Below are 12,515 nucleotides of genomic sequence, written 5' to 3' on the forward strand. Positions count from 1 at the left end.
TGTCCGGAAACCGCGAAACTTGAACTGAGAAAAGAGGGCGAAAAGTACTTCTATGACGTGCGCGAGCATTTTAACGAGAGCCACGATCCGCTTGATCTGCTTTTTCTCAACCGTTCGTGCTTCAACGGGGTGATGCGGTTCAACGGCAAGGGACGCTACAATGTCCCGTTCGGGAAGAAAACTGAGCGGTTTCGACAAGCCCACGTTACGAAGATCGTGAATCAGGTCCGGTGGTTGCAGTCCGTCCTGAAGTGCAACCGCTGGCAGCTAAAATGCTGCGATTGGCGAGAGTCGTTGGCGGAGGCGCGTGCCGGTGATTTCGTCTATCTTGACCCGCCGTACATCGGGCGGCACGCCGACTATTTCAATCGCTGGTCTGATGCTGATGCCGTCGCCCTGGCTCAGACGTGTTCTCGCCTGCCGTGTGGTTTCGCCCTCTCCATGTGGCAGGAAAACCGGTACCGAAAGAACTCGCACATCGACGAGTTTTGGAGCGGTACAACTGTGCGGACCTACCAGCATTTTTACCACATCGGACCAACAGAGTCGCTTCGCAACTCCATGATCGAGGCACTGGTAATCCGCGAAGGCTTCGCCGCCCCAGAATCATCGGAGGCTGCGGAAGATGGCGGCCGGCGACAGGGAAGTGTGCAAACCAGCCTTTTCTGATACCATACTCAGCTTTCATTCAAATCGACCTTGGCAGATACGATCATGCGAACGGACGAGCTCCGCGAAAAATACCTGAGTTTCTTCGAGTCGAAAGGCTGCACGCGGCGGCCGAGCGACGTGCTGGTGCCGCGCGGGGACCCCTCGGTGCTGTTTACGCCCGCCGGCATGAACCAGTTCAAAGACCACTTCCTCGGCAAGTGCAAGCTGGACTTCACGCGGGCCACCACCTGCCAAAAATGCCTCCGCACCGGCGACATCGACAACGTCGGCCGCACGGCCTATCACCACACGTTTTTCGAGATGCTGGGCAATTTCAGCTTCGGCGACTATTTCAAGCGCGAGGCGATCAACTGGGGCTGGGAGTTTCTGACCGGCAAGAAATGGCTCGGCTTGCCGGCCGACCGCCTCACCGTCTCGGTCTATCTCGACGACGACGAAGCTGCCGAAATCTGGACCAACGACATCAAGCTCACGCCCGACCGCATCGAGCGGATGGGCGAGGACGACAATTTCTGGCCGGCCGGAGCGCCCAGCAAAGGCCCCGACGGCGTCTGCGGGCCGTGCAGCGAAATCTTTTTTCACACCGACGGCGGTTCCGTCGAAATCTGGAACCTGGTGTTCACGCAGTTCAACCGCGTCGGCGACCCGCCCAACAATCTTCGCCCGTTGCCCAGCAAAAACATCGACACGGGCATGGGCCTGGAACGCACCGCCGCCGTGCTGCAAGGCGTCGACAGCAATTTCCACATCGACATCCTGCGGCCGATCGTCGAAGCGGCCGCCGAAGTCTGCGGCCTGACGTACGATCCGGCCAGCGACCACGGCCGCCGGCTGCGCCGCATCACCGACCACGTGCGGGCCTGCACGTTCGCCATCCATGAGAACGTCTATCCCGGCAACAAGAAGCAAGGCTACGTCGTCAAACGCCTCTTGCGCCGGGCCGTGCTCGATGGGCGGCAGATGGGCCTGCACGGGCCGTTTATGTTCAAGCTGGTGCCCAAGGTGGCCGAGATCATGCGCGGGCCTTATCCGGAGCTGTCGGAGACCGTCGGCGCCGTGGCCAACGTGATTCGCGACGAAGAGGACAACTTCTTTTCCACCATCGACGCCGGCCTGCAGAAAGTCGATGGCATCTTCAACGAGATGCGCGCCTCGTCGCGTGTGATGGTCGACGGCCATGACGCCTTCGAGATGTATGCCACGCACGGATTTCCGCCGGAGCTGCTCGAGACGCTGGCCGCCGAGCACAATTTCACGTTCGACTGGACCGGCTTCCGCGCCGAGATGGAAGACCACGAAAAGGTGTCGGGCGGCGGCCAGGTCAAAGAACTGTTCAAATCCGGCCCGCTCGACGCCTTGAAGAAAGCCCTGCACGGCAGCGAGTTTCTCGGCTACCAGCAGGTCGAAGCGAAGGCCAAGGTGGTCGGCCTGATCGCCCACGATCAGCTCTGCGACCAGATCGAGGAGCTGAACGGCAAGGATCCCATTGTTGTCGTGCTCGACCGCACCCCGTTTTATGGCGAAAGCGGCGGCCAGCTGGGCGACACGGGCGAAATCGCCGGCGAAGGCTTTCGATTCGAAGTGATCGATACGCAGAAGGAAGGCAATTTCATTCTGCACCGCGGGCACCTTCGCTCGGGTGTGATTCGCCAGGGCGCCCAAGTGACGGCATGCGTCGATACCGAGCGGCGTCAAGGCATCCGCCGCGCCCACTCGGCGACGCACATCCTGCACTATGCGTTGCAAAAACATCTGGGCAAGCACGCCCAGCAGCAAGGCTCGAAGGTCGATCGCGACTGGTTGCGGTTCGACTTCGCCAATCCCCACTCGGTGTCGCGCGAGGAGCTGGCCAAGATCGAAGATGAGGTCAATTCGCACGTCGTGGCGGCTGCGCCGGTCTCCTGGACCACGCTGCCGATCGCCGAGGCCCGCAAGGCCGGGGCGATGATGCTCTTCGGCGAAAAATATCCCGACCTGGTGCGGATGGTTTCGATGGGCGACTTCAGCAAGGAGCTTTGCGGCGGCACGCACCTCGACAACACCGGGCAAGTCGGTCTGTTCCGCATTGTGGGCGAAGAAAGCGTCGCGGCCGGCACGCGCCGCATCACCGCCGTGACCGGCCCCGAGGCCCTTTCGCGGCTGCGCAAGAGCGAAGCCGCCCTGCACGACGCGGCCGCCGTGCTGCGCGTGCCGCCGGCCGACGTGCCCGACCGTGTGGCGGCGCTAGTCAAGGAGGTGCGCGATCTGAAGAAGCAGTTGGCCTCCGGCGGCAAGGTGGGCGGCGCCTCGGCCGACGAGTTGTTGTTGTCGGCGGTCGAGGTGGGCGGCGCGAAGCTGATTGTGGCCGACGTGCCCGAGGCCAGTGCGGATGGGTTGCGGCAGCTCATCGACCAGTTGCGCCGCAAAGCGGGTTCAGCGGCGGTGCTGTTGGCAAGCCACGGCGAAGGAAAGGTGGTGCTGGTGGCCGGCGTCACGAAGGACTTGGAGGCGAAAGGCATGAACGCAGGCGCGTGGGTGCGCGAAGTGGCGGCGGTGGTCGGTGGCAGCGGCGGCGGCCGTGCCGATATGGCCCAGGCCGGCGGCAAGCACCCCGAAAAGCTCCCCGACGCATTGAAAGCCGCCAGCGCGAGCGCGCTGAAAAGCCTCCGCAAGTAAAGCGGCCCGCAGGGAGCGAAAACCTAAAAGAGGGCGTCGATATCGCGCGCCGAATGAATCACGCGGACCAATTCGATTTCTTCCGCTGTCGCGCGATAAACCAAAACATAACTGCCGGCCGTCGTGCATCGAAGGTTATCGCCAAGGTCGGATCTCTCCTGACCTAGCTCTGGATGAATGGCGAGCATCTGCAGTTTCCGATCGATGATGCCGATCATCGCATCCGCGGCGGACAGATTGTCCTCTGCGATGAAGAGCATTGCATCGACAATGTCGCGCCACGCCTGCGATGACTGACGAATACGGCGCATCAGACTCCGTCGGCAGAGGCCAGCCGCCTTCGCACTTCGGCCTTGATCTCGTTGGCGTCGAACGGTCTGGAATCGCCCCGCTCAAGTTGGTCCAGGCCAATTTGAATCTCCCCTCGAAGCTCCTTGAGTCTTACGGCGCGGGCCTGGTCACGCTCGCGCAAAAACGTGAGGGCCTCGCGAACGACTTCGCCTTCGCTGCCGTATTCGCCGGTCGACATTTTGACGCGCAGAAAATCGGCCAGATCGGGCGGCAAGGTCAGATTTGAAACATCCATCGTCAAACTCCAAACCGGATTTCGCCGCATCGAGCGCGCGGCAACGGCTACTTCAACCAGTATTTCCCGCTCGCCGACGGGCGTCAACCGTTGACGCCGACGACTCACGGTTTACTTTGAATCATCGGCCAGATAAACTTACGCCACGCGGCGCGATGCCACGGACAAAACTGCTAAACCTGCATGGAGGGATTCGGACATGGGCGCCATTGGAGAAGCGCTTGGGGCCTTTGCGCAGCCGTTGCTCGATCAGACCGACGGTTCGCCGGAACAGTTGGAAAAAGCATTCACGATCAGCAACCTCTGCTTCAGTCTCGCGCAATTGCCGGAAGACGGGCGGGAGGCGCTGCTGAACACGTTGCAGTCCAGCCTCAAAATGGATGACGAGAAATTCGACGAATTTCGGCGTTGCGTCATCCTGCCTATGATCGCGCGGCACGAGGAGATGTTTCCGCGATTGCACGGGCGGGATTTCCGCGAACCTTGGCAAAGCAGCCCCTCGTTGCGGCCGCGGCCAAGCATGGCGATGCGCGCCGAAAAGCCGCCTGTAATCGACCGTTACGCGCCATGTCCCTGCAACAGCGGCAAGAAATATAAGTTCTGCTGCGGCGCTAAGGTTCGCTGATATCGGTCAAGAGCTCACGTTTGAGGCGTTTGGGTCTTATCGGGGCGCCACCCGGCCGGAGCAAGCGGGCCAGGGCCTCGAATGTTGCTCCACCGCCGGGCATCGGATAAAGTAAGGATCCTGCCAAAAACATAGGTCCTGCCCCCCCCGCTTGACGCCCGCCGTGGCCCGTTCCACCTTACTCCACTGCTGTCAGCTCGCCGCGATGTTCATGCCGACCATCGCTACGGCGGCCGAAACCGCTGGCACCCCACAACGAATCGCCTTCGAGTTGGACGTGCTGCCGGTGCTCACGGCCGCGGGCTGCAACCAGGGCGCCTGTCACGGCAAGTCGCGCGGGCAAAACGGCTTTCAACTTTCGCTGTTGGGTTTCGACGCCGACTTCGACTACGCCCGAATCGTCAAAGACGCGCGAGGCCGGCGGGTTTTTCCGGCCGCGCCGGAAAAGAGCCTGCTGTTGCGGAAAGCGGCCGCCGAGTTGCCGCACGGTGGCGGCGAGCGACTCAAGCCCGGCAGCGGCGACTACCTGCTTGTGCGACGCTGGATCGAGCAAGGGATGCCGCGACGCCTGCCCAGCGATCCGGATCTGGTCCGCATCACGCTTTCGCCGGCCGAGCACAAGCTGGCCGCCGGAGAGAGCGAGCAGCTTTACGTCACCGCCCATTACTCCGACGGCTCGACGCGCGACGTTACGCAGCGGACCACCTTCCAGTCGAACGAGAGCGCGATCGTGGCCGTCGACAAGGCAGGCGCGGTCAAAGCCGGCATGCTGCCGGGCGAGGCCGCCGTCATGGCCCGCTACATGGGCCACATCGCTACTTGGAACACGCTGATTCCGCTGCCCGACGCCATCGACGAAAAAGTCTACGCCGAGCTGCCGAGGAAGAACTTTATCGACGAACTCGTGTGGGCCAGGCTGAAAGAACTCGGCGTGACGCCGAGCGCGCCGGCCGGCAACGGCACGTTTTTGCGTCGGGCGTATCTTGACGTCATCGGCCGCTTGCCGACGGCCGACGAAGCTCGCGCCTTTCTGGCCGGTCCGTCGCCCTTGAAGCGAGAATCGCTGATCGACTCACTGCTGGCGCGCGAAGAGTACGCCGACTTCTGGGCCAACAAGTGGGCCGATCTCTTGCGGCCCAATGCGTACCGCGTCGGCGTGAAGGCCACCTTCAGTCTCGACGCCTGGCTGCGCGACGCTTTTCGCCGCAACCTGCCCTACGATCGGTTCGTCCGCGAGCTGGTGACCGCCCGTGGCAGCACGTGGCGCAACGGGGCGGTGACGCTGTTTCGCGACCGCCGCGAGCCCCCCGAAATCGTCACCGCCGTCAGTCAGCTTTTTCTCGGCATCCGGCTGGAATGTGCCAAGTGCCATCACCATCCCTTCGAAGCCTGGGGGCAGGACGACTTTTACGGCCTGGCGGCCTATTTCGCTCGCATCGGGCACAAAGGAACCGGCCTTTCGACGCCCATTTCGGGCGGGGAAGAGATGTTTTTTGCGGCGGCAAAAGGCTCGGTCGCCCATCCCTTGACCGGCGAAGCCGTGGGGCCCAAGCCCTTGTTTGGCACCGCCCCAACGCCGGCCGCCGGTGAAGACCCGCGCGAAGTGCTCGCCGATTGGATGCTCTCGCCCGACAATCGCTTTTTCGCCAAGGTGGCCGTCAACCGCCTGTGGGCCGATCTCATGGGCCGCGGTCTGGTGGAACCGGTCGACGATCTTCGCGTCACGAATCCCGCCTCGAACGAAGCCTTGCTCACGACGCTGGCCGACCACTTCCGCAACATCGGCTTTGACCAGAAGCAACTCCTTCGCACGATCATGACGTCGTATGTCTACGGGCTTTCGTCCGCACCCAGCGACCGCAATGTGGCCGACACGCGGAACTATTCGCGGCACTATCGGCAGAGACTGCGCGCCGAAGTGTTGCTCGATGCCATCAGCGACATTACCGAGGTGCCTGAAACGTTCGCGGCCTTGCCCGCCGGATCGCGGGCGACGGAAATCTGGTCGCACCGCGTCGAGTCGCTGTTTCTCGACGCCTTTGGCCGCCCGGATGCGAATCAAGATCCGCCTTGCGAACGGACGACCGAGACCACCATGGTGCAAACCTTGCACTTGATGAACGCGCCCAACCTGCACCGCAAGGTGACCAGCGACGAGGGCCGGGCCGCCCGGCTGTCGGCCGGCGGCAAATCGGTCGATGAGATTGTGGAACAAGTTTACTTGCTGGTGTACTCTCGATTGCCAGCGAGCGAAGAGCGGCAAATCGGCGCCGAGTGGTTCACGTCGGCGGCCAACCGCCGGCAAGCGACGGAAGATCTGCTGTGGGCCTTATTGAACACGCCCGAATTCCTATTTAAGAACTGAAACCCTCATCCCTCATCCAAAGAACAACAGGAAAACCAATGAGCTCGCATCGCAACTGTGAGGGCCTGACTCGCCGCGACGCCTTGCACTTCGGTCTGGCCGCGATGGGGCTGGGCGGCATGGTCGACCTGCTTCGCTGGCAGAGCCAGGCGGCCGAAAGCGGCGCGCCGCGAAAGCGCACCGCCTGCATCCTGATCTGGATGGACGGCGGCCCCTCGCACTTCGAAACGTTCGACCCCAAGCCCCAGGCGCCGCTGGAAATCCGCGGCGAGTTCGAGGCCATCGACACCAAGCTACCCGGCGTGCAGTTCTCCGAACATTTGCCGCGGCTGGCGTCGATTGCCGACAAGTTCGCGGTGGTGCGGTCGGTGCGGCACGATCAAGGCAACCACGGCGCCGGCAACCATTACATGATGACCGGTGCCCCGCCGCGCATTCCCGTGGGCTGCGGCGCCTTCGTCAGCTTTCATCCCAGCCTCGGCTCGGTGGCCGCCTATGAACTGGGCGCCCCGCGGGGCCTGCCCGCCTATTTTTCGATGCCCAGCATGTCTCGTTCGGGCGGGCCGAATTTTTTGGGCGCGAAATACGCCCCCTTCATCGTTTCCGATAATCCGGAGAGCCCGAACTTTCGCGTGCGCGATGTGAACCGGCCGGAGGGACTCGCCGACGACCGCTTCTTGAAGCGCCGCGGCCTGCGGTCGCAAGTCGACCGCTTGCAGCGCATCGCCGACAAGGCGGCCGGCGACCCCGTGGCGGCCGTCGATGAATACTATCGCCAGGGCTACAACCTGGTGACCAGTCCCGAGGCCCAACGCGCCTTCGAGATACAAAAGGAGCCGGACAAGCTTCGCGAGGCTTACGGCCGCAACGGCTTCGGCCAACGGGCGCTGCTTGCCCGGCGATTGGTCGAAGCGGGCGTGCCGTTCATTACGCTGTACGACGGCGGCTGGGACCATCACAGCGACATCTTCGGTGGTTTCCGCAATCGCATGCCGGCGTTCGAGTGTACGATTGCGGCATTGATCGAAGACCTGGAAGCCCGCGGCCTGTTGGAGACCACGATGGTGGTGGCCTTGGGCGAGTTTGGCCGCACGCCCAAAATCTCGACGCTGCAAGGCCGGAGCAAGCCGGGCCGCGACCACTGGTCGAACGCCATGTCGATTCTGTTCGCGGGCTGCGGCACGCCGGGCGGCCTGGTGGTCGGCGCCACCGACCGCAACGGCCATTCGGCGGTCGAACGGGTGCTCTCGCCGGAGAATTTTGTTTCGACGATCTATCGCAAGCTGGGCATCGACCCCGACAAGATCTATTACACGCCGCAAGGCCGGCCGACGCACCTGGTGAGCGATCCGACGCCGATCAGGGAGCTCATGGCGTGACGGGGAATTGCAAATTGCAAATTGCGAATTGCAAATTGCAAATCGGGACGAGCACCGCCCTTCTTTCGATGGCCTTGCTGGCTCATCTTGCCGACGCCGCGCCGCCGGACGTGAAATTCCTGTTTCCCGCAGGAGCGGCAAGGGGCGCAACCGTGGAAGTCACGGCGGGCGGAAATCCAGGTGAATGGCCTGCACAGGTCTGGGTGAACCGGCCGGATGTGAGCATCGTCGCGGGGGCCGAGAAAGGCAAGTTTTCGGTCACCGTCGCGCCAGACGCCGTGCCGGGCCTCCGTTGGGTTCGCGTCTACAATGCCGAGGGCGCATCCGCGCCCTTGCCGTTTGCCGTGGGCACGTTGCCGGAAACCAGCGAGCAGGAACCGAACGATAGCCCGAAGAAGCCGCAGACGCTGCCCAGTTCGACGTGTCTGGTCAACGGACGATTGGAAAAGCGGGGCGACGTCGATACCTACGCCGTCTCGCTCGTGAAGGGTCAGACGCTGGTCGCCGCGGTGACGGCGAACGAAGTCCTCGGATCGCCGATGGATGCCGTGCTGCAGGTCGTCTCGCCGCGAGGCAGCGTGTTGGTCCAGAGCGACGACGAGCGCGGCCTCGATCCTTTGCTGCCGTTCAACGTGCCGGCCGACGGCGTTTACCTGGTGCGGCTGTTCGCCTTTCCGGCCACGCCCGACGCCTCGATCTCGTTTGCCGGGGGCGAAACGTTTATCTATCGACTCACTGTGACCACCGGCGCGTTCATCGACGGCTCGCTGCCGCTGGCGATTTCGCGCGAAGGCCAAGCCGAGTTGGAAGTGTTCGGATGGAACCTGGCCGACGCCGACCAGCGCCGCGCGATCGTGCCGCCCGCGGACGCGACGCACGTCGACGTGTTCTCACCGCAATGGGCCGATGCGTTGACCTTGCCGATTGTGCCGCATCGCTCGCTGGTGGAAGCCGAGCCGAACGACGTCGCCCATCCGCTGCCGGTGGAACTGCCGGCCACGCTGAGCGGCCGCATCGGCGGACCTGGCGATAAAGACGCCTTTCGCTTGCATCTTATCAAGGGCCAGCCCTGGCAATTCACGATCGAAAGCCGATCGCTCGGTTATCCGCTCGACGCCGTGCAGGAGTTGTTCGACGCTTCGGGCAAGTCGCTCGTGCGTGCCGACGATTCGGGCAAGGATGCCGACCCCTCGGTGAAGTACACCGCGCCGGCCGACGGCGATTACACGCTGGTCGTTTCCGACCTCTACGAACACGGCGGCCCGCGTTATTTCTATCGGTTGACCATCGCTCCGTTGGAGGCCGAGTTCACGCTCAGCGTTCCACAACACGCTTATGTGCTGACCGTCGGCAAGCCGCTGGAGATTCCCGTGACGATCGACCGCCGACAGAACTTCGACCGCGAAATCGAGCTTGAAGTGCTTGGTTTGCCCGAAGGCGTCACGGTTGCGCCTGTCAAATCGGTTGCCAAGGGCGACACGGCGAAAACCGTCAAACTGGTGCTGACGGCCACGTCGGGGCCGTTCTCCGGTCCGATTCGCATTCTTGGAAAATCATCGGAAGCAGGCCGTTCTCGGCTGGCGGAAGCGTTGGTTGTGGCAGGCGCTCGCCTCAGCGAGCTTTGGCTGACGGTGACGAAGTAGCCCGCTTGCTCCTGAACGATACCGCGGTCACCGACGACGGCCTGAAGCGACTGGGCCGCTTCAAGGCCCTGGAAGAGTTGGAGCTTCGCGGCACAACGATCACGGGAAAGGCGTTGACCTACTTGCAGACCCTTCCGCGACTGTCGTACCTGAATCTGTGCGACACCCAAATCAACGACGGCGACATTGATGCGCTCAACGAGATTTGCTCGCTCGTTTCGGTCTCGCTCTTGGGCAGCGAAGTCACTGAAGCCGGGCTGACCAAACTGCAAGTAGCCGGTTCGCTCGCCAGCGAACCGGTAGACCAATCGACACTGACGTGCCTGGCCGAGCTGACGGAGCTCGACTTCGCCAGGCAGCCGTTTTCCGGATGTCATACAGTTTCTCTCGGACCGTCATAATTCCGAGATCCGCATCGACGACGAGGCCTTCCATCGCGCTCGGCGGTCATCCGATGTTCCTATCCGCAGGTGGATCAAAGGCATCCCGCTGCAATCAGCGCTGGGTTTACTCCTGGAGCCGCTGGACATGACCTGTGTGGCCGAAGGCGATACACTTGTCATTCGGCCGGCGCCAGAAACCCCACTCCACTGAACGAACCATGCCCAACGGACCTTCCAACCCAAAGCAGACCCGGCAAAAGCCATTACCGCAGTGCAAGGCAGTGCTACTCTGCGAGAACGTAGTCGAGGACGAAATCACCGGCCAGTTCAGCCTGAACAAGCTGATTGACGTCGTACGGTTTTCCACCTTTCCCGGAGTTTCACTTCCGTTTGCGCTTTTTCTCCAGCTCTACGACGGAATCGGTCGATATCAGCTCGCCATCGAGCTTCGAGACTTGGCCGATGGCACGAGAGTGGCTGTCGCGATGTTTAGCAGCTTGGATTTCATTGAGCGCCTTGCTAACATGGATGTAGTCCTCCCGGTTGACTCATTGCGGTTGCCGCGCGCCGGGCGGTATCAGTTTGCGGTGCTGCTCGACGGTGAAGAGTTGGCGACGCAGCATTTAGACGCAGAATTTGAAAATGGCGAAGAAACCGAATAAGCCGCAAAAGCCGCAACCAACTCCGCATCCGCCGGGCGATACGCCGCAAGAGGGGAGGAGCACGGGCCGGATACTGACCGCAAAGGACGCTGGCTGGCGGTCGCCGACGGCCTTTGTCGCGCCGCTGACGTTCGTGCCCATCGACCCGCCGGAACCCATTCCCAAGCGACGCCGCCGGCGCCGATAACCGGCTGGCGTCAGCTTGACCGAGCGACGCGTTACCAGCCGCCTCCCGCCCATCGACCGGCGACGATCAGCAGGCAGCCGACGCAAAAGCATGCGCCCCCGACCGCCACCCAGCCCATGGGCGATTGTCCTGGCAATTCACGCTGAGGCCTTTCCGGTTGCCAGGAGATGAGCCGCTAGACGTTTGAAGTCAACTCCTGGCATTCTACCATGAAAATCACCAAAATCTCCGCCTACCGCGTCGAGCTGCCACTGCACGAAGGGAGCTACAAATGGTCGGGCGGCAAGTCGGTGGAGGTGTTCGATAGCACGGTCGTGCATGTCGATACCGACGCGGGTATCAGCGGCTGCGGCGAAGTTTGCCCGCTGGGTCCGTTCTATTTGCCCGCCTACGCCGCCGGCTGCCGCACGGGCATTGCCGAGCTGGCGCCGCACTTGATCGGCGAAAACCCGCTGGAGCTGGGCCGGCTCAATCGCCGCATGGACGCCGCGATGAAAGGCCACGCCTACGTCAAGTCGGCCATCGACATCGCCTGCTGGGACATTCTGGGCAAGGCCACCGGGCAACCGGTCTCGACCCTGCTCGGCGGTCGCTTCGGCGAAGATGTTGTGCTCTATCGGGCAATCTCGCAGGAGTCGCCCGACGAAATGGCGGCCAAAGTCGCCAAGTATCGCGGCGAAGGTTATCGCCGCTTTCAGCTCAAAGTCGGCGGCGACCCCGACGTCGATATCGAGCGGATTCGCGCGGCCGCCGCCCAACTCCAAGCCGGCGACCGCTTGGTGGCCGACGCCAACACCGGCTGGCTGCCGCACGAGGCAATGCGTGTGCTCCGGGCGGTGCGCGACGTCGACGTCTACATCGAGCAGCCCTGCCTGAGCTACGAGGAGTGTCTCGCCGTGCGGCGGCACACCGACCATCCGTTTGTGCTCGACGAAGTGATCGACGGCGTCGACGTGCTGTTGCGCGGGCGGGCCGACCTGGCGATGGACGTGGTGAACATCAAGATCAGCAAATTCGGCGGGCTGACAAAAGCCCGGCAGGCGCGCGACCTGTGCGTGTCGCTGGGCATCGCGATGACCATCGAAGATAGCTGGGGCGGCGACATCGTGACGGCCGCCATCGCCCACCTGGCCCACAGCACGCCGCCGGAATTCCTGTTCACCAGCACCGATTTCAACAGCTACGTCACCGTCAGCATCGCCGAAGGCGCCCCGCAACGTATTGGCGGCCGCATGGCGGCGAGTACCGCACCTGGCTTGGGAATCAAGCCGCGGTCCGAGGTCTTGGGCGGGCCGCTCGTTGAGGTGGAATAGCTACCGCCCATCGAGAATGTGCGGAAAGCCGCGGCGCTGTTGTGA

At 62.9% G+C, this 12,515-nt stretch carries 11 protein-coding genes; 9 read left to right on the top strand and 2 right to left on the bottom strand.

Annotated elements, in window-relative coordinates; genetic code table 11:
• On the top strand, nt 1-669 hold a 669-nt coding region (locus VNH11_26665), incomplete at its 5' end, for a Dam family site-specific DNA-(adenine-N6)-methyltransferase (protein HVA49977.1).
• 45 nt (nt 670-714) lie between these two features.
• The gene (gene alaS, locus VNH11_26670; GenBank protein ID HVA49978.1) at nt 715-3,327 is read left to right on the top strand and encodes an alanine--tRNA ligase; all 2,613 of its coding nucleotides are present in this window, start codon (nt 715-717) and stop codon (nt 3,325-3,327) included.
• Nucleotides 3,328-3,350: 23 nt separating this feature from the next.
• Here the strand turns inward: alaS and VNH11_26675 are convergent, their stop codons facing one another.
• Both VNH11_26675 and VNH11_26680 read right to left on the bottom strand, forming a co-directional pair.
• Nucleotides 3,351-3,638: a type II toxin-antitoxin system RelE/ParE family toxin gene (locus VNH11_26675; protein HVA49979.1), complete on the bottom strand. Its 288-nt coding sequence runs from the start codon at nt 3,636-3,638 to the stop codon at nt 3,351-3,353.
• Nucleotides 3,638-3,913 (bottom strand): type II toxin-antitoxin system ParD family antitoxin, encoded by a 276-nt coding sequence (locus VNH11_26680; protein ID HVA49980.1) that lies wholly within the window; start codon nt 3,911-3,913, stop codon nt 3,638-3,640. The genes VNH11_26675 and VNH11_26680 overlap by 1 nt, the downstream gene beginning before the upstream one ends.
• A 199-nt stretch (nt 3,914-4,112) precedes the next feature.
• Here VNH11_26680 and VNH11_26685 point away from each other — a divergent pair, with 199 nt between their 5' ends.
• From VNH11_26685 to VNH11_26715, 7 genes are all read left to right on the top strand, one after another.
• Nucleotides 4,113-4,538: an SEC-C metal-binding domain-containing protein gene (locus VNH11_26685; GenBank protein ID HVA49981.1), complete on the top strand. Its 426-nt coding sequence runs from the start codon at nt 4,113-4,115 to the stop codon at nt 4,536-4,538.
• A gap of 211 nt (nt 4,539-4,749) precedes the next feature.
• Nucleotides 4,750-6,903, top strand: coding sequence for a DUF1549 and DUF1553 domain-containing protein (locus VNH11_26690; protein ID HVA49982.1), 2,154 nt, complete (start codon nt 4,750-4,752; stop codon nt 6,901-6,903).
• A gap of 38 nt (nt 6,904-6,941) precedes the next feature.
• Nucleotides 6,942-8,282 carry a DUF1501 domain-containing protein gene (locus VNH11_26695; protein ID HVA49983.1) on the top strand — a complete coding sequence of 447 codons (1,341 nt, stop codon included), beginning with the start codon at nt 6,942-6,944 and terminating at the stop codon, nt 8,280-8,282.
• 68 nt (nt 8,283-8,350) lie between these two features.
• Nucleotides 8,351-9,925 (top strand): hypothetical protein, encoded by a 1,575-nt coding sequence (locus VNH11_26700; GenBank protein ID HVA49984.1) that lies wholly within the window; start codon nt 8,351-8,353, stop codon nt 9,923-9,925.
• Between the two features lie 5 nt (nt 9,926-9,930).
• Nucleotides 9,931-10,326 (top strand): hypothetical protein, encoded by a 396-nt coding sequence (locus tag VNH11_26705; protein ID HVA49985.1) that lies wholly within the window; start codon nt 9,931-9,933, stop codon nt 10,324-10,326.
• A 200-nt stretch (nt 10,327-10,526) separates the two neighbouring features.
• The gene (locus tag VNH11_26710) at nt 10,527-10,970 is read left to right on the top strand and encodes a hypothetical protein (protein ID HVA49986.1); all 444 of its coding nucleotides are present in this window, start codon (nt 10,527-10,529) and stop codon (nt 10,968-10,970) included.
• Nucleotides 10,971-11,366: 396 nt separating this feature from the next.
• Entirely contained in the window at nt 11,367-12,470 is a 1,104-nt protein-coding gene (locus VNH11_26715; GenBank protein HVA49987.1) for a cis-3-hydroxy-L-proline dehydratase, read from the top strand.
• Nucleotides 12,471-12,515 lie beyond the last annotated feature (45 nt).

Source organism: Pirellulales bacterium (assembly GCA_035533075.1).
GTDB lineage: Bacteria > Planctomycetota > Planctomycetia > Pirellulales > JAICIG01 > DASSFG01.

Bases quoted from the DNA above. Each gene is read 5' to 3' on its own strand.
- VNH11_26710 (HVA49986.1), top strand. From the start codon at position 10,527: ATGCCCAACGGACCTTCCAACCCAAAGCAGACCCGGCAAAAGCCATTA.
- VNH11_26715 (HVA49987.1), top strand. From the start codon at position 11,367: ATGAAAATCACCAAAATCTCCGCCTACCGCGTCGAGCTGCCACTGCAC.
- VNH11_26680 (HVA49980.1), bottom strand. From the start codon at position 3,913: ATGGATGTTTCAAATCTGACCTTGCCGCCCGATCTGGCCGATTTTCTG.
- VNH11_26695 (HVA49983.1), top strand. From the start codon at position 6,942: ATGAGCTCGCATCGCAACTGTGAGGGCCTGACTCGCCGCGACGCCTTG.
- VNH11_26690 (HVA49982.1), top strand. From the start codon at position 4,750: ATGCCGACCATCGCTACGGCGGCCGAAACCGCTGGCACCCCACAACGA.
- VNH11_26685 (HVA49981.1), top strand. From the start codon at position 4,113: ATGGGCGCCATTGGAGAAGCGCTTGGGGCCTTTGCGCAGCCGTTGCTC.
- alaS (HVA49978.1), top strand. From the start codon at position 715: ATGCGAACGGACGAGCTCCGCGAAAAATACCTGAGTTTCTTCGAGTCG.
- VNH11_26700 (HVA49984.1), top strand. From the start codon at position 8,351: ATGGCCTTGCTGGCTCATCTTGCCGACGCCGCGCCGCCGGACGTGAAA.
- VNH11_26675 (HVA49979.1), bottom strand. From the start codon at position 3,638: ATGCGCCGTATTCGTCAGTCATCGCAGGCGTGGCGCGACATTGTCGAT.